This window comes from Segniliparus rotundus DSM 44985, assembly GCF_000092825.1.
GTDB classification, from domain to species: domain Bacteria; phylum Actinomycetota; class Actinomycetes; order Mycobacteriales; family Mycobacteriaceae; genus Segniliparus; species Segniliparus rotundus.
Genome location: NC_014168.1, coordinates 41191 through 59812 on the forward strand (window position 1 = coordinate 41191; position 18622 = coordinate 59812).

At 67.6% G+C, this 18622-nt stretch carries 25 protein-coding genes; 24 read left to right on the forward strand and 1 reads right to left on the reverse strand.

Going from position 1 to position 18622, the window contains the following annotated elements; all coding sequences use genetic code 11:
- Window positions 1-14: 14 nt before the first annotated feature.
- From SROT_RS00290 to SROT_RS16640, 3 genes are read left to right on the forward strand one after another with little or no spacing between them, the layout of a single operon-like run.
- Entirely contained in the window at window positions 15-269 is a 255-nt protein-coding gene (locus tag SROT_RS00290) for a DUF7213 family protein (protein ID WP_013137005.1), read from the forward strand.
- 52 nt (window positions 270-321) lie between these two features.
- Window positions 322-705, forward strand: a complete 384-nt coding sequence (locus SROT_RS00295; protein WP_013137006.1) for a hypothetical protein — start codon at window positions 322-324, stop codon at window positions 703-705.
- Window positions 702-1181, forward strand: a complete 480-nt coding sequence (locus SROT_RS16640) for a hypothetical protein (protein WP_013137007.1) — start codon at window positions 702-704, stop codon at window positions 1179-1181. The genes SROT_RS00295 and SROT_RS16640 overlap by 4 nt, the downstream gene beginning before the upstream one ends.
- On the opposite strand, the gene SROT_RS17375 is transcribed toward SROT_RS16640, so the two are convergent.
- On the reverse strand, window positions 1084-1452 hold the full coding sequence (locus SROT_RS17375) for a DUF4189 domain-containing protein (RefSeq protein WP_013137008.1): 369 nt from the start codon (window positions 1450-1452) through the stop codon (window positions 1084-1086). The two genes, SROT_RS16640 and SROT_RS17375, sit on opposite strands and share 98 nt — an antisense overlap.
- Window positions 1453-1616: 164 nt before the next feature.
- Here SROT_RS17375 and SROT_RS00310 point away from each other — a divergent pair, with 164 nt between their 5' ends.
- The 21 genes from SROT_RS00310 (at window position 1617) to SROT_RS00400 (ending at window position 18622) form a co-directional block, all read left to right on the forward strand.
- On the forward strand, window positions 1617-1895 hold the full coding sequence (locus SROT_RS00310) for an HNH endonuclease (protein WP_013137009.1): 279 nt from the start codon (window positions 1617-1619) through the stop codon (window positions 1893-1895).
- Complete coding sequence (locus tag SROT_RS16275) at window positions 1892-2077, forward strand: hypothetical protein (protein WP_013137010.1); 186 nt, start codon at window positions 1892-1894, stop codon at window positions 2075-2077. The genes SROT_RS00310 and SROT_RS16275 overlap by 4 nt, the downstream gene beginning before the upstream one ends.
- A 236-nt stretch (window positions 2078-2313) precedes the next feature.
- A complete protein-coding gene (locus SROT_RS00315) occupies window positions 2314-2577 on the forward strand; it encodes a hypothetical protein (RefSeq protein ID WP_013137011.1) in 264 nt (87 codons plus the stop codon).
- The gene (locus tag SROT_RS00320) at window positions 2561-3976 is read left to right on the forward strand and encodes a terminase (RefSeq protein WP_013137012.1); all 1416 of its coding nucleotides are present in this window, start codon (window positions 2561-2563) and stop codon (window positions 3974-3976) included. The genes SROT_RS00315 and SROT_RS00320 overlap by 17 nt, the downstream gene beginning before the upstream one ends.
- On the forward strand, window positions 3973-5376 hold the full coding sequence (locus SROT_RS00325) for a phage portal protein (protein WP_013137013.1): 1404 nt from the start codon (window positions 3973-3975) through the stop codon (window positions 5374-5376). The genes SROT_RS00320 and SROT_RS00325 overlap by 4 nt, the downstream gene beginning before the upstream one ends.
- On the forward strand, window positions 5360-6043 hold the full coding sequence (locus tag SROT_RS00330) for a VG15 protein (protein ID WP_013137014.1): 684 nt from the start codon (window positions 5360-5362) through the stop codon (window positions 6041-6043). Before SROT_RS00325 ends, SROT_RS00330 begins: the two co-directional genes overlap by 17 nt.
- A 51-nt stretch (window positions 6044-6094) precedes the next feature.
- A complete protein-coding gene (locus SROT_RS00335; RefSeq protein WP_013137015.1) occupies window positions 6095-6571 on the forward strand; it encodes a hypothetical protein in 477 nt (158 codons plus the stop codon).
- Window positions 6572-6597: 26 nt separating this feature from the next.
- The gene (locus SROT_RS00340) at window positions 6598-7506 is read left to right on the forward strand and encodes a phage major capsid protein (protein WP_013137016.1); all 909 of its coding nucleotides are present in this window, start codon (window positions 6598-6600) and stop codon (window positions 7504-7506) included.
- Window positions 7506-7679, forward strand: coding sequence for a DUF7302 family protein (locus SROT_RS17380; protein WP_425358191.1), 174 nt, complete (start codon window positions 7506-7508; stop codon window positions 7677-7679). The genes SROT_RS00340 and SROT_RS17380 overlap by 1 nt, the downstream gene beginning before the upstream one ends.
- The gene (locus SROT_RS00345) at window positions 7651-8118 is read left to right on the forward strand and encodes a hypothetical protein (protein ID WP_013137017.1); all 468 of its coding nucleotides are present in this window, start codon (window positions 7651-7653) and stop codon (window positions 8116-8118) included. The genes SROT_RS17380 and SROT_RS00345 overlap by 29 nt, the downstream gene beginning before the upstream one ends.
- Window positions 8115-8456 (forward strand): hypothetical protein, encoded by a 342-nt coding sequence (locus tag SROT_RS00350; protein WP_013137018.1) that lies wholly within the window; start codon window positions 8115-8117, stop codon window positions 8454-8456. The genes SROT_RS00345 and SROT_RS00350 overlap by 4 nt, the downstream gene beginning before the upstream one ends.
- Window positions 8457-8765 carry a hypothetical protein gene (locus SROT_RS00355; RefSeq protein ID WP_013137019.1) on the forward strand — a complete coding sequence of 103 codons (309 nt, stop codon included), beginning with the start codon at window positions 8457-8459 and terminating at the stop codon, window positions 8763-8765.
- A 3-nt stretch (window positions 8766-8768) separates the two neighbouring features.
- Complete coding sequence (locus SROT_RS00360) at window positions 8769-9167, forward strand: hypothetical protein (protein WP_013137020.1); 399 nt, start codon at window positions 8769-8771, stop codon at window positions 9165-9167.
- 37 nt (window positions 9168-9204) lie between these two features.
- Complete coding sequence (locus tag SROT_RS00365; RefSeq protein ID WP_013137021.1) at window positions 9205-9852, forward strand: hypothetical protein; 648 nt, start codon at window positions 9205-9207, stop codon at window positions 9850-9852.
- Window positions 9849-10181, forward strand: a complete 333-nt coding sequence (locus SROT_RS00370; protein WP_013137022.1) for a hypothetical protein — start codon at window positions 9849-9851, stop codon at window positions 10179-10181. The genes SROT_RS00365 and SROT_RS00370 overlap by 4 nt, the downstream gene beginning before the upstream one ends.
- Window positions 10182-10189: 8 nt before the next feature.
- The gene (locus SROT_RS15420) at window positions 10190-10573 is read left to right on the forward strand and encodes a hypothetical protein (RefSeq protein WP_013137023.1); all 384 of its coding nucleotides are present in this window, start codon (window positions 10190-10192) and stop codon (window positions 10571-10573) included.
- A complete protein-coding gene (locus tag SROT_RS00380; RefSeq protein WP_013137024.1) occupies window positions 10554-14276 on the forward strand; it encodes a phage tail protein in 3723 nt (1240 codons plus the stop codon). Before SROT_RS15420 ends, SROT_RS00380 begins: the two co-directional genes overlap by 20 nt.
- Window positions 14276-15538: a hypothetical protein gene (locus tag SROT_RS00385; RefSeq protein WP_013137025.1), complete on the forward strand. Its 1263-nt coding sequence runs from the start codon at window positions 14276-14278 to the stop codon at window positions 15536-15538. Before SROT_RS00380 ends, SROT_RS00385 begins: the two co-directional genes overlap by 1 nt.
- Window positions 15538-17310 carry a Gp37-like protein gene (locus tag SROT_RS00390; RefSeq protein ID WP_013137026.1) on the forward strand — a complete coding sequence of 591 codons (1773 nt, stop codon included), beginning with the start codon at window positions 15538-15540 and terminating at the stop codon, window positions 17308-17310. The genes SROT_RS00385 and SROT_RS00390 overlap by 1 nt, the downstream gene beginning before the upstream one ends.
- Complete coding sequence (locus tag SROT_RS00395; RefSeq protein ID WP_013137027.1) at window positions 17310-17561, forward strand: hypothetical protein; 252 nt, start codon at window positions 17310-17312, stop codon at window positions 17559-17561. The genes SROT_RS00390 and SROT_RS00395 overlap by 1 nt, the downstream gene beginning before the upstream one ends.
- Complete coding sequence (locus SROT_RS00400; RefSeq protein WP_013137028.1) at window positions 17561-18622, forward strand: hypothetical protein; 1062 nt, start codon at window positions 17561-17563, stop codon at window positions 18620-18622. Before SROT_RS00395 ends, SROT_RS00400 begins: the two co-directional genes overlap by 1 nt.

The following is an 18622-nucleotide window of genomic DNA, read 5'->3' on the forward strand; positions in this document are numbered from 1 at the left end:
TCTTTGGAGGCCGCATGCCCAGTCTTGACGCTCTGCGCGACGAGATCGACCGGGCCGTGACCGCGTATGTGGCGCAGTCCCGCGCGGAGGACGGCGACAGCCCCGGTTTGCCCGGTCCTTGGGTGGTGGCGGTGGGCTCCCAGTCGATAGACGACGACGGCGAGACCATCCACACTATCGAGCCTGTGGGACAGCCCGGATGGGTCACGAAAGGGCTTCTGCTGTCCACGCAGGAACTCTTGCGGGCCGAGTACCAGGAGCGCGAATGAGCGCCAGCCCGAACGGCATGGACGGGGATAGTGACGGCGGTAGGATCGGGGCATGAGCGACACCACGGCCTTGCCGGTCAAGGGACGCACGCTGATCGTGGCAAATCTTCAAACCAAGAAGGCCCTGCAAATCGGGCTTGGACCGGAAGTGACTATCACCTCCACATTGAGAGTTCCCGATGGTTTCGGGCCAAATGCTCCTGAACCGCGACAACTGCACATCGCCGTTGGGGGCGACTCTGAGGCGGTCAACTCCGCTCGGGCTGCTCTCTCGCCCGAAGAGGGCGACATGATCGCGGTGCAAGACAACACCGACGATTCCGTGCCAGCGTGGTTCGCGCTCTCTCGCGAGACGATCACGCGGGCGGCGGACGGCCAAGCGCTTTGGAGCATTGAGGGCGTGAGCATGTACGACCTGCGGCGGGCAAGGGCATGAGCAAGCGGATAGCGCCGTCGAGGCCGGGGGTTGACTTCCTGATCGACGGGGAGCTGCACAAGGTTCCCCGTTCTGCGATGCTTGAGCCTTATGGCGCAGCTCGGCTGCAAGACGGCTCGATGGTCTACAGGTTCATGGCCGAACGGCTCCCGCCAGGGCTCACCGAAGCGGTGAAGAACTCGGCGCACGCGGTCAACATCCGAGAGCACGACGCCATCCGAGGGCACGGGACGCTCAGATACACCGAACCGCTGTGGGTGACAACTGTTGTCGAAGAACGCGGGGTCACCACGTTCAAGGCGGTGTTCACGCAGATTGAACGTCACATCCTCGGGTGGCCGACCCGTGATTTGTGGGTTAGCGCCCAGGCGGCGCCTGTCAGTTGCAGACCGAGAGGCGGATGTAGCAGTCGGCGCGGCTTGTGGCCTCGCAGCCTTGTCGGGCCATTTCGCGCGCTCGGGACGCGGAGCTGCTAGCCGCAAGCTCGTAGCCGCGCCTCCCGTTGACGCTGTCCCTGGTGAACGCGATTGCGGCGCAACCCCTGAACGGGTATGTCCCGCACCGTGGCCCGCACTTGTCCTTGGCTGCGAGCATGGCGTAGTTTCCGCTGGAAGCGCCGGTGGCCGCAGTTGCGTTCCCCTGCCTGTCGTAGGCGATGGCGCCCCAACGCGCATGGTACGCGAAGGCCGGACTGGCGAAGCTGAATGAAGCGGCGAGGGCCACGAGGGCGGCGGTAAAGCGCATCATTGGGTTCTCCTAGGGTAAAGCCGAAGCTGAGATTTGTGTCCTCAATCACTTAGACGCACGGGATGCCCCCCAGGTTCCATTCGTCGGAAAATTTCAAGAACGGCGGCATGATCTCAACCTTATCGACGCGCTATCTCCCTGAGGGCTTAGCCGAGGAGTGACCGATGGGCGTCCCGCGCAGCACGACCAAGCGGGATGCCGACCGCAAGACCATCGCCAGGGGCAAACCGCCGTGCGGTATCTGCGGCGGGGAGATCGACTATGCCCTGCCGCACACCGACCCCGCCTCGTTCGTCGCCGACCACATCGTGCCCTTGAACAAGGGCGGCGCTGATGTGCTCGCGAACAAGCAGCCCGCGCACCGGGACTGCAACAGGGCCAAGAGCGACACCGCTGTCACCGACCTCAGACGGCGGTACGTCACAGAGAGAGCGTGGGCATGAACGAAACAGAGCCAAGGGCGACACTCACCGGACCCCCGACGACAAGCACCATCTTCTACCCCGCGAACAGCGAGCACCCCGCGTTCAAGATCGTCCTCGTAGAGCAAGCAGGGGCTTGGGAAGCCGAGAGCGTCGAAATCCTCGACAGGCATCCAGTCCAGGAGCCAGACTCAGGTACGTGACCGAGAGGGCATGGGCGTAGAGCGTCCGAGTGCCCACACGCCCACGACGACAATAACAACCCGTCATCCCGGCGCAACGCCCTGACCTGGGGAAACAGAAAAATCCCTGGTGGAAACACCCACGGGGGATACCCCCCACGGTAGCCCTTCCGCACCTCGGCGGCATAGGCGGGTGCCCCCCCTTGGATTTTTCCCTTTGAAGGGAATAGAGCTTTGGCCCTTGGAAGGAGTCCGTCATGTCTCGTGGGAGCAGCCGGCATCAGGTGCTCGGGCCGGTCGCTCGGGCGGTGGAGACTGGCAGCGAGATCGACCGTTTGAACGCTTTGCAGGCGCGCTTGGCGGGGGCTATTGATGACGAGGGGACGCCGCCTCGGGATTTGGCGGCGTTGACGCGCCGTTTGCAGGACGTGTCGGAGCGGTTGGACTCGTTGATGAGCGAGAAGGCCGAGCAGGTCGCGGCGATTGTGGAGGATGAGCGGTGGGATGGCTCGGCTATCTGAGGTCGCGCGTCATCTGGTGGTCCCGGAGGGGATCGTTTCGACGGAGTGGCCTCGGGTGCGGGCGAAGTGCTCGGAGCTGGGGTTGGGTTTCGATGAGTGGCAGGACGGGCTTGGCCGGTTGATGTTCTCGAAGCGCGAGGACGGTTTGTACGCGTGCGACACGGTGGTGGTGTCGATTCCCCGGCAGGTCGGCAAGACGCATGTGATGATGTCGGCTTTGTTCGCGCTGTGTTTGCTGCGGGCGGGGTTGACGGTGTTGTGGACGGCGCACCGGGTGAAGACGGCGAAGGAGACGTTCGGGTCGATGGCGGCTCTGGCGGCGCGGGATTCGGTGCGTCCGCTGGTGGCCCAGGTTGTTCGTGGCCGTGGCGACGAGGCCGTGTTGTTTGTGAACGGCTCAAGGATTTTGTTCGGTGCTCGTGAGGCGGGGTTCGGGCGCGGGTTCGCGGATGTGGGCGTGTTGGCGTTCGATGAGGCGCAAATCCTCGGTGAGTCGGCGTTGGACGACATGTTGGCGTCGCAGAACGTGGCTGAGAACCCGTTGACGTTGTTCATGGGCACGCCGCCGCGTCCGAAAGATCCCGGCGAGGCGTTCACGATGTTCCGGCAGGAGGCGTTGGACGGGGAGTCCGAGGGCACGTTGTACGTGGAGCTGTCGGCGGATCGTGGTTGCGACGTGGAGGACCGGGAGCAGTGGCGCAAGGCGAATCCGAGCTATCCGCACCGCACATCGGAGCGGGCGATGCTCCGGTTGCGCAAAAACCTCTTGGAGGATTCGTTCCGGCGCGAGGCGCTTGGGGTGTGGGACGAGGTTTCCACGCATCAGGCGGTGGTGAAGGATTCTGTGTGGCGGGCTCTTCGGGCTGATGGCCCGGAGTCGTCGGTCAGGCCGCACGCCTTGGTGGTGGACATGTCCCATTCGCGGGAGGTCTCTGTGGGGGCGTGCTGGTTGGACGGGGATTGCGCGCATGTCGAGGAGGTGTGGGCGGGGGTGTCGGGCTCTGAGTGCGTGGAGTGGGTCGCGGCGAACGTGGGCCGGCGTGTGCCTGTGGGGGTGGATTCGGCTTCGCCGGCGTCGTCGCTCGTGCCCGAGCTTCGCCGTCGCGGCGTTCGGGTGGTGGTCACGAACGCGTCGGACATGGCCAAGGCGTTCGGGATGCTCATGGACCGGGTTGCGGCGGGTTCGCTCTCGCACGCGAACCAGGAGTCGGTGAATCAGGCGGTGGCGGGGGCGAGGCGTAGGCCGATCCGCGACGCGGGTGGCTACGGGCTGGACCGCAGGGACGAGACGGCGAACATCGCGCCGCTTGTCGCGGTGATGTTGTCGGTGCTGGTCGCGGTGACGCATGGCAGACGGAAGAGTGTTGTTTCGAGCGGTCGAGGGGGGTTCGTGCTGTGACTGTGTTCGCGGAGGCTCCTCGGGTGCGGGGTTTGACGGACGACGAGCAGCGGCTGTTGGGCCGCTTGTTCGATGAGTTGACGCGGCGCGCTGGGCGCAACCAGTCCCGCTCGCGGCTGTACGAGGGCAAGTACGCGGTGAAGCGGACGAGCACGATCCCACCGGAGTATTTCCGCATGGGGATTGTGCTGGGTTGGGCCGCGAAGGCCGTGGACATCCTGGCGCGGCGTTGCAACCTGGACGGGTTCACATGGGCGGACGGGGATCTTGAGTCGTTGGGGTCGCGCGAGGTGTGGTCGGAGAACCTGTTGGGCACCGAGTCGGACTCGGGCGTGGTGTCCTCGCTGATCCACGGCCCAGCGTTCCTTGTGAACACCGCAGGGGAGGCGTGGGAGCCGAAGGCGTTGATCCATGTCAAGGACGCGCTCAACGCGGTGGGCGACTGGAACCCCCGCGCGAGGCGTTTGGAGAACCTGTTGTCGATCACGGATCGCGACGAAGAGGACCGGGTGACCGGGTTCGCGCTGTACATGGACGGGTTGACGGTTTCCGCCGCGCGGGACTCCTCGGGCTGGGCTGTGGAGCGCTCCGACCACAAGTTCGGGGTGCCCGCAGAGCCGCTGGTGTACAAGCCGCGCGCGGGTCGCCCGTTCGGCTCGTCGCGGATCAACCGGGCGGTGATCGCGCTTTTGGAGCAGGCCACGCGCGTGGCGATCCGCATGGAGGCGCACGCGGACACGTTCTCCTTCCCGGAGTTCTGGATGTTCGGGGCGACCCTCGCGGATCTGGCGGGGGGCGAGAAGAACCCGAACCCGTGGCGGGTTCGCATGGGCCGCATCAAAGGCTTGCCCGACGACGAGGAGACCGGGGTGCGCGCGGAGGTGCATCAGTTCCCCGCCGCTTCGCCGCAGCCGCATGTGGACATGTTCGAGCACATCGCGGGGCAGTTCGCGGGGGAGACGTCGATCCCGGTGGAGTCGCTGGGGTTGGTGAACCGCGCGAACCCGACGTCCGCCGAGTCGTATATCGCCTCTCGTGAGGATTTGATCGCGGAGGCCGAGGGCGCCACCGACGATTGGTCCCCGGCGTTCCAACGCTCCTTCACCCGGGCGTTGGCGATCAGGAACGGCTTGGACTCGGTGCCCGCCGAGTGGGTCACGATAGCCCCGAAGTGGCGTTCGCCCATTCACTTGTCGCGGGCCGCGCAGGCGGACGCGGGCTCCAAGCAGCTCGCGGCGGCGCCGTGGCTCGCTGACACCGAGGTCGGCCTCGGGCTGTTGGGGCTCGATGAGCAGCAGATCCGGTTGGCGCTCTCGCAGCGCCGCCGCGCGCAGGGCTCGCAGGCCCTCGCTGCGCTCACCGCTCGGGCCAGAGGGACCGCTGATGCCGCTGGCGAGTGACGCCGAGCAGATGCGCGCCTCCCTGGTGGGGTTGTCGGGCATGTTGGAGGACGAGGCGCGCTCGCTCGCGGCGGATGACTCGGGATCTCTGGCGGGGTCGGCGGCGAAGGCGTGGATCGGCTCGCGTCTGGCTGTGGGGATCGGCGGCTTGATCGAGGAGTACGCGGGCGCGGCGCAGGCGGTCGCGGCTGACTTCTACGACCTCGCTCGGGGGGCGCTCGCTTTGCCGGGTCGGTTCACGGCGTTTGTGCCCGATCCGGGGACGTTCGGCCCGGACGCGCTGACAGGTTGGGCCGCGTCGGAGGCGACGAGCTTCACGGCGTTCGAGTCTCTGGTCGTCGGCGGGGCGAGCAGGCGCGTGATGAATGCCGCGCGGGACACGACGATGGCGAACGCTTTGGCGGACCCGCAGTGCCGGGGCTGGATGCGCATCGGGGCGGGGGAGTGCGATTTCTGCCGGATGCTCATCGCCCGTGGGGACGTGTACACGAGCGAGTCCGTGCGGTTCAAGTCGCACGACCACTGCAAATGCCAAGCGGCCCCTGTGTGGGACGAGAGCAATGTCGTGGAGCTGCGCGAGAAGTACGTGCCCAGCGCCCGGTTCAAGACCGAGGCAGCGCGGCGGCGCAACAACGAGGCCGTGAGGGCGTACCTCTCGGCCCAGTAGAGACCATCCCTGCCGCAACGGCGGGGACCGACCCGGAACGGGGAATGAATCATGTCCGAACCCATTGTCGAAGCGGCAGAGGCGCCCGAAACGGAAGCCGATGAGCCCAAGCCCAAGCAGACGGAGACGGTCGATTTCTGGAAGTCCAAGGCGCGTGATTGGGAGTCGAAAGCCAAGTCGAACAAGTCGGCGGCAGACGAACTCGCAGCGCTCAAGGACTCGCAGAAGACCGAGGCGGAACGAGCGGCAGAGAAGTTGGCGAACGCCGAGGCCGAGGCCGCGACGGTCCCGGTCAAGGTCGCCGGGGCGCTCAAGGCGCACCTGGTGGCGTTGCACGGGATCAGCGACGAGGACGCGGAGCTGTTTTTGACCGCGCAAGACCCGGAACTTTTGCTCAAGCAGGCCGCTCGTCTCGTCGGGAACCAGTCGGGCGTGAAAGGCAACAAGGTGCCCCATGAGGGCGCGAACCCCCGGCCCAAGCCGAACTCCACGAGCGAGTTCCTTGGCGCTTTGACCGGGGCCGGTTAACCACACAGATTAGGGAGAACAAAATCATGGCAGCATTGCAGAGCACGGACCTGTTCCTGCCCACGCAGATCGCGGACGGCATCGTGGAGCGGGCGAAGACAGGTTCGACGGTCGCGGCTTTGTCCGCTCAGGAGCCGATGCGTTTCGGCAAGGTCGAGATCATCACTTTCGATGACGATTTGACCGCCGAGTTCGTTGAGGAGTCCGCCCCGAAGGGCGCGGATTCCGCGAAGCCGTCGCATGTGACGGCTGTTCCGCACAAAGCGGTCGTGCAGATGCGGACCTCCGACGAGTTCAAGTGGGCGGACGAGGACTACCAGCTGGGCGTCCTCGGCAAGTACCAGGAGAAATGCGCGCGGGCTCTGGCCCGAGGCTTGGACCTCGGTTTGTACTACCGGACCAACCCGCGCACCGGCAACGCGCTCACGGCGTGGACGAACTATTTGAACGCGACGACCAAGCGCGTGGAGATCACCGCTTCCTCGCAGCCGGACATCGACTTCGAGACCGCCGCTGGTCTGGTGATCGGGGACGGTCACAGCGTCAACGGCGTGGCGTTCGACCCCAAGCACGCTTGGAAGCTCTCCACGGCGCGTTACGCGGACGGGCGCAAGAAGTACCCGGAGCTGGGGCTTGGCGCGAACCTCTCCTCGTTCGAGGGCGTGACCGCCGCTGTGTCTTCGACGGTCTCGGGCAAGGCGAAGGACGGGGACGCGACGGACAACAAGGTTCGGGCGATCCTCGGGAACTTCCAGTCGGGCATTCGTTGGGGCGTGCAGCGCAATTTCCCGTTCAAGATGCTTGAGTACGGCGACCCGGACAACACCGGGAAGGATTTGGCGGGCAACAACGAGATCTTGTTCCGAACGGAGATCGTGTACGGCTGGTACGTCTTCACCGACCAGTTCGCCGTGATCGAGGACGCGGCTGCCTGATGCCGCGTCTTAGGAATCGGGCGAGCGGGGCGGTCGTCAACGTCGATGACCGTCTCGCCTCCCGGCTCGGCCCGGACTGGGAGCCAGCCGGCGACGGCGGGGCCGACACCACGTCGCGCCCTCGGCGCAGAACGCGAGGGGCGCATGCCAGCGGTGACGATAACCCCAGCTGATCTCGCGCCGTTCGCGGTGATCGAGGAGCCGAAGGCTTTGGCGATGATCGCGGACGCGCTGGCGATGGCGCGGTTGGTCGCTCCCTGTGTTGACAAGGACGATTTCCCGTTCGCGGACGCCGCCAAGGCGGTGATCCGTGGCGCGATCCTGCGGTGGGAGGAGTCCGGCTCCGGTGCGATCTCGCAGCAGACGGCGGGGCCGTTCGGGCAGACGCTCGACACCCGATCCCCGCGCCGGGGCATGTTCTTGCCCAGCGAGATCGAGCAGTTGCAGAAGATGTGCCGCAACGCTTCAAGCTCGGGGGCTTTCTCCATCGACACGGCCCCGAACGGGGGCGGGGTGTGGCACGACGACGCGTGCAACCTCGCGTTCGGCGCTTCGTGGTGCTCGTGCGGGGCGAACCTCACCGGCGACGGCCCGCTGTGGGGCACGGCGTGAGCCTCCCGCAGCCGCACACGGTCCAGCACCGCCGCAAGACCAAGGGCGGGTACGACGATCAGGGGTACCAGATCGAGCCGGGTTTCTCGGAGCCGGTGGAGCGCCGCGTGATCGCGGTGTATTGGGAGCGGCCCGCCGAGGCGGTGGTGGGGGACTCCCCGGAGCGGGACCGCGACGAGCTGGTGGTTCTCACCGGCGAACCGGAGGCGTATGGGGACGGGGATCTCATCGAGGCCGCTGGTTTGCAGTACAGGGTGATCGGGCCGCGCGATTGGCGTATGGGGCCGTTCGGGTTCAAACCGGGCGGGGAGGTGCGGTGCGTGCGGAGGGACGGGTGAATGGGGCGCATCGACTGGAACCGGGAAGGGTTTCGGGAGCTGCGCAAAGACCCCGCTCTCGTCGCCCATTTGAAGACGATTGCCGAGGACGCGAAGCGCGACCTTGACGCGGAGCTGCATGGGGCGCAAACCAATCGCGGGCAGCGGGAAGCGTCCGGTTACCGCGCCGACGTGGCCGTGGGCCGCACGCGCGCACGGGGGTATGTCGGCACGGAGACGGCTCGGGCGATGGCCCACGAGCAGGCCCACGACTCGCTTTTGAAGTGGGCGTTCCGCAACGGCGGTCAGTCTCCGAAGAGGAAGGGTTGAGCTGTGGCGGTCTATCGGCCTCCGGTGGCGGGCGAGGTCCGCGCCCATCTCGCGCGGGGGCTCTCGGCTCGCGGCGCCTCGTTCGGGTGGTTCTCATCGAACCCGAATCCGAGGCCGACCGATGGGCGGTGGGGCGTGTGCTCGCAGATCGAGTTGCGGGACGTGCAGCGCGTGGAGTCCGAGTCGCTGTTGCGGCTGGTGGTGATCGACCCGGACGAGCGGCGCGGGGAGCGCTCGGCGTCGTTGGCGCTGGCGCTCATCGAGGCGGCGCACCGCACGGCGGCGTTCAGCTTCCACGAGCTTTACAGCGGGCCGGCCCGCTACCAAGACCCTGACGACCCGAGGGTGTTCGGGCACGTCATGAGGCTTTCCGTCACCAGGGCGGGCGAGCCGTTCGCGTGAGACGCGCGGGCGGGTGCAACACAGGAAGGAAATCGAGATGACCAACCCAACGACCCCGGCGACGGGGAAGGATTATTTCGGGTACGGGGACGTGCGGAACATTTTCAAGCCGCAACCGGACTCGGAGAAGACCGTGGGCGGCCTGTTCGTCGGCCCCAAGTTCATCGACGTCGCGGAGGCGCTGGACTTGGACGCCCCGGTGCTCGAATCGCTCAAGCAGGCCGGGTATTTGACCGTGGAGGGCATCCGCGTCAAGCAGGACCGGCCCGGCAAGGCCATCAACGCGTTCGGCGGCGACGAGCTGGACTACGGGCAGACCTCGTTCTCCCTGACGGTGGCGTTCGACGTGTTGGAGTACTTCAACGACGACGCGCAGCGCCTCGCGTACGGCAAGAACAACGTGACGGTGACCCCGGCGACCACGAGCCACGGCAAGCGCACCCTCACGAAGATCACCGCGAAGCAGTTGGACGAGGTGTCTTTGTTCATCCTCTTGGTGCAGGGCGACAAGCAGGCCCGCTACCTCGCCCCGTTCGCGCGGGTGACGGAGGTGGGCGAGGAGAAGCACGTCCACGACGAGCTGGTGTCCACGCCGCTCACCGCGCGCTGCTTCCCGTACCAGGGGGCGGTGTTGCACCGCAACGTGGACGACGGCATGAAGCTGCCCGCAGGGTTGGCCGCGTGAGCGCCGCGAAGGGCAGGGGCGCCAAGGCCGAGAAGCCCGCCCCTGTCCCCGGCGACCTGGATTTCGACTGGTCGAAGGTGTACCCGGAGGGCGAGCTGTTCGAGTACGAGTCGGGCGGGGTCAAGGTGGTGATCCCGGTCTTCGAGAAGTTCAGCGCCGACTGGTACCGCCGCAACCGGCGCCTGTCGAACGAGGAGAGGTTCTACCTGCATTTGGAGCGCTCCGCGAAACCGGAGACGTTCGAGGCGGCGGACCGGCTCAGCCACGACGGGTACGCCGCGTGGTTGACCGCCTGGGGCGAAGAAATGATGTCCCAACTGGGAAAATAGCGTGGGCGGTGGAAACGCTGCACCGGCATCCCTTCGCGGCCCGACGCGACCTGCTCGCGCTCGGGCTGCGATGGGAGAACCTGTGGGACGGCACTCTCGACGTCCTCGACGTCGCCGCGCTCGCCGTCGCCGCCCCGCCTCATTCCGCTTTGTTCCACGCGCTCACGGAGGGCTGGGACGTGAACGCGCATTTGACGGCGGATCTCGTCTACCTCTCCGAGCTGGGGCTGTGGGCGCGCACCAAGGACGCGCAATCCGATTTCCCGCGCCACAAGCCCCAACCCGTCCCGCGCCCCGGCGCGGCGCGCGAGCACGGCCCGACGCAGGCCGATTTCGAGAATTTCCACGACGCTGTAGACAGGAGGGCTCGCGGTGGCGACCAATCTCTCTGACGTCTATGTGACCATCATCCCGGAGACCCGCCGCGTCGGGGAAGCGATCCGGGCGGCGTTTCGGGACGCGGAGCGCGAGGCCAAGCTCTCCTCCGAGCGCATGGGCCGCGACTTGGACCGCGAACTCGGGGACGTGCATGTCACGGTGAAGGTCGGCGCGGACACAAAGCGCGCCAGGCGCGAGGTGGACGAGCTCAAGACGCACGGGCAGCGCGCCGGGGAGGCGATGGGCACCGCCACCGGGCTCGCGTTCGGGAAAATGTTCTCGGCGCAACTGGGCTTGGTGAAGTTCGCGTCCCTCGGCGCGGCAGGGGGCCTCGCTTTGTCGGGCCTCGGCGGCTCCCTCGCCTCTATCGTCGGGGTCGCCTCCCGCGCATCGGGGGCGTTGGCGCTGGTGCCCGCCGCCGCGATGGGCGCCGCGGCCTCGGTGTCGGCGCTCAAGCTGGGGGTGTCGGGGCTGTCGGACGCGTTCAAGGCGATGGAAGACCCGCAGAAGTTCGCGAACGCCTTGCAGAAGCTCTCCCCGGCCGCGCAAGAGTCCGCCAAGGCCGTGTACGCCCTCAAACCGGCGTTCGACAGCATGAAGAACACGGTGCAGGACTCGCTGTTCGCCGGTCTCGCCCCGCAAATCACCCAACTCGGGCGGACGTATCTGCCAGTGGTGCAGCAGGGGTTCGCGGGCGTGGCGGGGGCGGCGAACCAGGCGGGCAAGTCCGTGGCGGCGTGGGCGCAGACCCCTGAGGCGGTGGGGCAGGTCAACAAGCTTTTGGGCAACACCACGGCGGGCATGAACATCCTCGCGACCGCCGCGCGCCCAGCGGTTCAGGCGGTGCTGGGGCTCGGGGCCGCTGGCTCGGACTCCCTCCCGCGCCTCTCCCAGGCCGTCGCGGACGTGTCGAACAGGTTCGCGGGGTTCGTGAAAAACGCCTCGGAGTCGGGCCGGATCACCGAGTGGATCGACGCCGGGCTGACCTCGCTCACCCAATTGGGGCACGCCATCGGCGCGGTCGGCTCGGTGTTCGCCACCGTGTTCAAAGCGGGCTCGGCTGTGGGCGGCGGCATGCTCGGGACGATCACGCAGGTTGCCGACAAGTTCAACGACTTCCTCAAGAGCGCGGACGGGCAAGCAGCCCTGTCGGGGTTCTTCACCGGCATCAGCCAAGCCGCAGCGGCGCTCGCCCCGATCCTCGGCACGCTCGCGCAGATCGTCGGCACGACCATCGTCCCGGCCCTGTCGAATTTGGGCACCGCTGTGGCGCCCGCCCTGAACGGCATGCTGCAAGGCCTCGGGGCGGGGTTGAACGCGATCAAACCGGTGTTCGAGCAACTGTCGGGGCCGCTCTCGCAGATCGGGCAGGTCATCGGGGACGTGCTGGCGAAGACCCTCCCGATCCTCGCCCCGGCGCTGGTGCCGCTCGCGCAGGCGTTCGCGGACCTGCTCTCCGCTATCGCGCCGCTGATCCCGCCGATAGCGCAGCTCGCGTCCATGTTCGTCCAGGCCGTCGCGCCCGCGCTCTCTGTAGTCTTCCAAGCCCTCGCCCCGGTCATACAGCAGCTCATGGACGCGCTCAAGCCGGTCCTCGACCAGCTCGGCCCCGTCCTCGCGCAGGTGGCGCAGACGCTCGCGGGACTTTTGGTGCAGGCGATCCAGGAGCTTCTGCCGCCGCTGATGCCGTTGGTGAAGTCGTTCGCGGACTTCTTGGCGGCGGTCCTGCCGCTGCTGCCCGCCGTGGTGAAGGTCGCCGCCGTCATCGCGGGCGCGCTGGTCAAGGCGATGGCCGCGACCCTGCCGCTCGCGGTTTCGGTGGTCAAGGCGATGGTGGACTTCTCCACGAAGATCGCGAACTTCGTGGTGCCGTGGGTGAGCAAGCTCGCGGACGGCTTCGGGTGGCTCGGGGACAAGGTCAAATCCCTCATCGGCTGGTTCAGCGGCGTGAAGGACGCGGCGGGCGAGGCCTCGGGCTCGGTGAGCTCGTTCGCGTCCGCCACGCCCGCGCCTTTCGCGTTCCCGCAGACAAGCGGCGGGGTTCCGGGAGGCGGGGAGCCTTCCGCGCTCGCGAACCGCCTGCGCCGTTCGGCCGGAACGCCGGAGGGCATGGACCGCGCGGAGGCGGGGCGGTTGGGCCAGTCGCTCGCGGCATCGGCCACACCCGACGCCAACGGGTCGCTGCTGGCCGACGCTTCGCGCCTGCTGGCGGACTACGCGACAGGGAAGGGCGATCAGGACGCGGTGGCGCGGGCTGCGGAACTCATCGACCAGGCGTCCAAGGGCGGGGCGTATGTACCCGACTCGGACCCGCCGCCTCCTGCCGTCCCGCTGCCGCCTGTTCCGGCGCCGCTGCCGGTCCCTGCCGCCCCGGTCCTGCCTGCGCCGTCAGCGGGCAAGGGCGGCAAAGCGCCCGCGCTGGCGCCGATCACGATGGCGGATTTGGACAAGTACGACACGCCGGGGTTGGAGACCGGCGCCCCTGTGACCGTGGCGCCGGGTTCCCCGGCCCGCGCGGAACAGAGCGTGCCCGCGACGATGGGCGTGGACGTGTACACCGGCATGGGGCAGACCGGGGGCGGCTCGGGCGCTCAGCAGGGAATCGACTTCGCGCACTCCATGACCGGCACCGCGTACTCGCAGCAGGTGTTCGGGCGGATCGGCATCGACTGCTCGGGGATGGTGTCCGCGACGGTGAACGCCGCAGAAGGCAAAGACCCGTTCTCCTCGCGCATGTCCACCGTCAACGAGGGCGAATGGCTCAAGGCGCACGGCGCGGTGGAGGGGATGGGCGGTCCTGGGGATCTGAGCATCGGATGGTGGAACAAAGGCTCCTCTGGCGGCAACAACGGGCACACGGCGTTGACGCTCCCGAACGGGGAGAACGTGGAGTCCGGGGGCAGCCACGGCGTCGTTGCCGTGGGGGCGGGCGCGGCCGGTGCGGGCGACAAGCAGTTCGACCATCACATGCACATCCCGAAGGAGCTGTTGGGCTCCGTGCCCACCGCTGCGGGCTACGCGCCCGCGCTCTCGGGCGCTTCGGGGGATTGGCGCTCGCGCACCGCCGACCGCGCGGTGCAGAACGCGCAGGACTCGGTGAAAGACCACCAGTGGCGCGTGGACCAGGCCAAGCGGCGCATGATCGAGGCGAAGACGCAGCAGCAGCGCGACATGGCGGAGCACGCCCTGATCGTCGCGGAGCGCGAGCTGGCGAAGTCGCACGAGAAGCTGCGGGACGCGCAGGACAAGCGCGCGGAGACGATGGCGAAGGCGCGGCAGAAGGGGCAGCGGGGCGGTTCGGACGGCGCGGAGGACTTCGGGCACTCCCTGGTCTCGGGGGCGCTCTCCGGGCTCGGTTTGGACGGCTCGCTCTTGGACAACCCGTTGGAGTGGTCCGGGGTGAAGTGGCTCACGTCGATGGTGAACGGTTTCACCAAGCCCGCGCAGGGCCAGCAGGGCCGCTACGGCTCGGACGGGGCCGCTCTGCCCGGTTTCGGGCCCCCCGCGTCCGACCCCGCCCAACTCGCCTCGCTCGGCGCGCAGGGCCTCTCGCAAGGCTTCGGCGCCGATTCCGGCTCGCAGCCCTCCCCGGCCCAGGTGGACCAGTCGATCAACCTCACGGGCCAGTTCGGCAACCCGAACGACACGGCGCGGGCGATGCGCGCGGAGATGGACAACCGCAACCGGGCGTTCTCCATGAACGCGGGGAGGATGTGATGGCCTACCAGCGCACGGACATGACGCAGTACCCGAGCCAGCACCCGGACCTGCGGACCCCGCAAGGGGACTACCCGCCGTTCGGGCGCCCGCTCACCGAGTACTTCCAAAGCTGGGAGAACGTCCCGCCCGTGCTGCGCTCGGACCAGCTCACCGTGATCTACGTCGGTGTGCCCGACGAGCGCGGGGTGCGGGCGATGTGGCATTTGGCGGGGCCGCGCCGGGGCTTGGAGGGCGTCGCTTTGGCGACGGACCTCTCCGGGCTGGTCATGCCCGAGTTCGAGCGCGCGTGGCACGAGTCGGCGTGGATGACCGGCGCCGTGCCGGGGCATTTGTCGTGGCCCAAGCGGCTCTTGAACCTCGGCGTGCATATCAGCGCGCCGCGCCTGCCGAGGACGATTCTGGCGGCGGACGGGCGCCTGGAGCGGCTGGTGGCGTCGAGCAGCGCTGACCGCTACCGGTTGACGCACCAGTTGTGGTGGAACTCGTTCTCGATGGACGCGGACGGCGACCTTTTGTGCTTCACCCGCACGACGGGCTTCCGCAATCTCAAGGTCCGTCTCGCGAAAGCCCCTGCCGGGACGTTGGAGACGGACCCCGCCGCGTTCGGCAACAACCGGATCACCGTGGATCTGCCCTTGGTCGCCTCGGACCCGTTCTTCGCTTCGCCCGCCTCGATGGGGACGTGGCGCAACAACGAGGACACCGCCACGCCGCTGGACGCGTTGGAAGAATTGGTGCGAAAGGTGATCCCGGACGCGGACTTCACGTTCGCGAAGACCGCGCTGGCTCTGGTCGCGGAGGCGCTGGGCAACCTGATACCGGGCATCGACGTGGGGCAGGGGCATATCGCGGTTCGCAACGACGGCGACGTGCCGGCGTGGCCCGAATACGTGATCCACTCCGGGTCCGGGGGGTTCTGCTGGCTCCCGGACGGGGACCGGATGGTGATGCTGCCGAGGCTGTTGCCCACGGACGGGAAAGTGCTCGTGTCCACCGACCCCTCCAAGAAGACCTTCACCGCTGAGAACGAGCCGGTGGACATCGGGTTCTTGGGCGTGGTGGCCCGCTCGCAGTTGTTGGACCTGGTGCTCAAACCGTTCTTGGAGGCCACGGAGCCGTTGTGGCGGCGCGGCGCGGAAGTGTTTTTCACCAAACCGATCCCCCCGAAGACCACCGTGCAATTGCCGGTGCGGCACTCCAACGAGAACGCCGTCATCACCGCCCGCGTCCCGCAACGCCACTACGGGCCGGGGATCTGATGCCGTCCTGGGCCGTCTCCCCGGAGTCTCTGGCCTCCACGGCGCTCTCCGTGATGACCACGCTGGTGGTGGGACCGGAGGACGACGGGGCTCCCCGCTGCGATTATTTGAAGCTCTCGGCGCGCAGGGACGCGCGCCTGGCGCAGCTCTCGCAGGCGCCGATGGTGCGGATTTGGGACCACCAAATGCGTCTTGTGGGGCAGGTGCAGGTGGAGTCCTTGAGCGCGGACGAGCTGCTGCGCGACACCGGGACGTGCCAGTTCCGGTTCCCGTTGGACTCGCATGTGGCGCGGTGGCTTCGCAACGGTCGCCGCCCGGACTCGGACGTGCATGTGACCATCGACCCGATTCCCACGGAGCGGACGTGGCGGGACCGTTGGGGCGGCAAGGCGTCCTTGGTGTCGTTCATTCGCGCCGAGGACGGGCGGGAGTGGTGCGAGGTGAAAGCCGCGCACCACTTCGAACATTTGAAACATATTATCTATAGGAATAATCCAATTACCCCACCGGAGGCGCAGGGGGTCAGGTTTTGGCTTCTGCCTGGGCCGACCCGGAGCGTCGTGTACTGGACGACGCTGCTGGCATTGGCGCAACAGTTTTTTCCGCCCCTGACCTTGGTGGACTCGTTCGCGGACCCGCTGCGGTGGGCGACGATCAACCCCCTGGATCTCTCCCCGTTGAACTGGCCGGTGCAGCCGCAGTTCGTCAACCCCTTGCTGGATCAGTCGATGTTCACGGTGCTGACCGCCTCGTTCCAGAACGCGCACGCCGCCACCGCCGATGTGCTCAAGGCGTCGGGCTGCCACATCCGCGCCTACACCTGGCTCCCCGAGGACAAGGACTCCCCGCACCCGGAGCTGGAGGCGCTGATCGGACCCTTGGCGCGCCCGTCCCGCGCGTGCGTGGTGCTGGCCTGCGAGGATTTGTCCGGGGTGACGGGGCCGACCGGGACGATATTTGACTCGGTGCTCTCCTTCGGCGCGAAGCTCTTGGACGACTCGTTGACCGAGGTGCTGCTGCCGCTGGATCTGGACGGGGACGGGCGCACGGACCCGTTCTTCCGCGCGCTCACCCTCACCGCGCCCGCTCGCCCGAAGGTGGTGTTCCGCGACGGCGACCAGACGGGGGTGATCGAGTCCAGCTATTCGCACGCCCCCGCGACCGCGCACACCGTCTCGACTGGGAAGGGCTCGCCGCCGCTGCTGAACGACGGGATTTCGTTCGGGGTCAAATATGGCTTGAGCCGTTTGCAGGATCTTTTGCAGGGCGGGCAGCTCGGCGGCACCTGGCAGGTGCCCGGCACACCGGGTTTGGACGAGCTGTACCAGGGCCAGCTGAGCAACCGTTTTTTGACGCACAAGGCGTGGACGGACGCTCTGCGGGCGTTGCGCTCGGGGGACTACGCCTACATCGCCGCGCACGAGCAGTCCGCGGTCGGGTACAGCGTGGCGGGGGCCTTGGCGATCCAGTCCGGTCTGCACAAGAACCGGCCCCGCACCACCAAGCACGTCCGCGTCCGCAACGGCGCCCCGCACTGGGTGGGCCGGGACTACACGCTGGGCACGCGCGTGCTGCACGAGCACGGCGGGGTGCTGTTCGCGGACCAGACCGGCGCGTTGGGCATCCGCATGGACCCGGACGGGCTGGTGACCAGGCCGGTGCAGATCGGGGAGGACGACGACGAGGAGAACCCCGTGGCGTCGGCGTTGCGGGCGGTGCAAGGGATTTGGGGCGCCATCGGGGCGTTCGGCGGCGCGGACGGGGGCATTTAGTGGACGACGAGGAAGAGGTCAAGGCGCTTGAGGCCGCGTGCCGCGCGGTGCCGCTGGCGTCGGGGGCGGTGCTGGATCTGCGGCTGTTCGCGAAAGAGATAGCCGAGCATCTGTTCGCGGAGGGCTGCCGCAAGAGAGCCGAGCGGGTGGAGCGGGAGTTCCCGGAACGGTTCCTCGCGGTCCCGGACAAGTTGTTGGGCGGCTGGTCGCAGCCGTGCGAAGTGGTGGACAAGAGATCGGAGGAACGCTGATGGCCGATGTGCCGCAGCCGGGGGACAAGGTGTATATGTTCTCGGCGGACGCGAGGATGGACTTCCAGGGGATCGTGCTCGACCCGGACGTGCCGTTGAACATGGCCGCGACCATGCAGATGGTCGGCATGAACGGGGTGGTGACCTTCCCGGTGCTGGTGGGGCGGCAAGGCCCGCCCGGGGTGGACCGCCCGATCATCAAATTGATCTACGACCCGCAGATAGACGACGCCTCGAAGCTGCCGCAGCTGACGAACACCCCCGAGGACGTGCAGAAGGGGTATGTCATCGGTTCGCTCTGCCACTGGTGGGACGGGCGGCAGTGGCGGGGAATCCAACTGGGCGTGCCGGGGCCAAGTGGCCCGGTGCCGATCATCTCGTGGTCGGTGGTCTTGTTGGACCCGGACGGCTCCGAGGAGTCGAACGTGAAGGTCACGGGCTCGGACGCGGCTCCGGGGGTCCAGTTGCGCCTCAAGGTGCCCAAGGGTCCGAAAGGCGATTCGGGGAGCATCCGCCTTGCGAGCGACTACGACGACGCGACGCCGCCCGCTGTCGGGGACCTGCTCACGTGGACCCCGGAGAAGAAATGGGCGCCGCGATCTTTGGGCAAGGAGGACGTGGCCTATTACACGGTGCCGCAGAGCCAGTTCAAGGCGCAATCGCTGGTGGTGGGCGCGAACGTCCCGGTCGGGTCGTTCACGATCCCCAAGCAGTCCTTCGACTGGAAGCCGTGGGTGTCGGGGTGCGTGAAGATCACCGGGGCGGAACTGGACTTGGACCCGTTCTCCTCGCGCATCGAGGTCCGCAAGGACTCGATGGACGGCCCGTTGTGCGCGGTGGGGTTCGGGACGCCCACGACGATGACCGTGGTGTCGCCGCATTTCTCCTCGCCGGGCAACAAGACGGCGGCGGTGAACGCGAACAACGACGCGATGCGCTGCGAGGCGGGCAAAGACGCGGTGTTCCACGTCGTGATCGCGATGGATCAGGGCATCGGCGGGGTGTACTCGTACAACCCGGACTGGACGGAGTTCCATGTCGAGTGCAAGCGGGTGAACTAG

What these genes read in the sequence shown, in the direction of transcription:
- SROT_RS00290 (WP_013137005.1), top strand. Translation starts at nt 15, where the DNA reads ATGCCCAGTCTTGACGCTCTGCGCGACGAGATCGACCGGGCCGTGACC.
- SROT_RS00295 (WP_013137006.1), top strand. Translation starts at nt 322, where the DNA reads ATGAGCGACACCACGGCCTTGCCGGTCAAGGGACGCACGCTGATCGTG.
- SROT_RS16640 (WP_013137007.1), top strand. Translation starts at nt 702, where the DNA reads ATGAGCAAGCGGATAGCGCCGTCGAGGCCGGGGGTTGACTTCCTGATC.
- SROT_RS17375 (WP_013137008.1), bottom strand. Translation starts at nt 1,452, where the DNA reads ATGATGCGCTTTACCGCCGCCCTCGTGGCCCTCGCCGCTTCATTCAGC.
- SROT_RS00310 (WP_013137009.1), top strand. Translation starts at nt 1,617, where the DNA reads ATGGGCGTCCCGCGCAGCACGACCAAGCGGGATGCCGACCGCAAGACC.
- SROT_RS16275 (WP_013137010.1), top strand. Translation starts at nt 1,892, where the DNA reads ATGAACGAAACAGAGCCAAGGGCGACACTCACCGGACCCCCGACGACA.
- SROT_RS00315 (WP_013137011.1), top strand. Translation starts at nt 2,314, where the DNA reads ATGTCTCGTGGGAGCAGCCGGCATCAGGTGCTCGGGCCGGTCGCTCGG.
- SROT_RS00320 (WP_013137012.1), top strand. Translation starts at nt 2,561, where the DNA reads ATGGCTCGGCTATCTGAGGTCGCGCGTCATCTGGTGGTCCCGGAGGGG.
- SROT_RS00330 (WP_013137014.1), top strand. Translation starts at nt 5,360, where the DNA reads ATGCCGCTGGCGAGTGACGCCGAGCAGATGCGCGCCTCCCTGGTGGGG.
- SROT_RS00335 (WP_013137015.1), top strand. Translation starts at nt 6,095, where the DNA reads ATGTCCGAACCCATTGTCGAAGCGGCAGAGGCGCCCGAAACGGAAGCC.
- SROT_RS00340 (WP_013137016.1), top strand. Translation starts at nt 6,598, where the DNA reads ATGGCAGCATTGCAGAGCACGGACCTGTTCCTGCCCACGCAGATCGCG.
- SROT_RS17380 (WP_425358191.1), top strand. Translation starts at nt 7,506, where the DNA reads ATGCCGCGTCTTAGGAATCGGGCGAGCGGGGCGGTCGTCAACGTCGAT.
- SROT_RS00345 (WP_013137017.1), top strand. Translation starts at nt 7,651, where the DNA reads ATGCCAGCGGTGACGATAACCCCAGCTGATCTCGCGCCGTTCGCGGTG.
- SROT_RS00355 (WP_013137019.1), top strand. Translation starts at nt 8,457, where the DNA reads ATGGGGCGCATCGACTGGAACCGGGAAGGGTTTCGGGAGCTGCGCAAA.
- SROT_RS00365 (WP_013137021.1), top strand. Translation starts at nt 9,205, where the DNA reads ATGACCAACCCAACGACCCCGGCGACGGGGAAGGATTATTTCGGGTAC.
- SROT_RS00385 (WP_013137025.1), top strand. Translation starts at nt 14,276, where the DNA reads ATGGCCTACCAGCGCACGGACATGACGCAGTACCCGAGCCAGCACCCG.
- SROT_RS00390 (WP_013137026.1), top strand. Translation starts at nt 15,538, where the DNA reads ATGCCGTCCTGGGCCGTCTCCCCGGAGTCTCTGGCCTCCACGGCGCTC.
- SROT_RS00400 (WP_013137028.1), top strand. Translation starts at nt 17,561, where the DNA reads ATGGCCGATGTGCCGCAGCCGGGGGACAAGGTGTATATGTTCTCGGCG.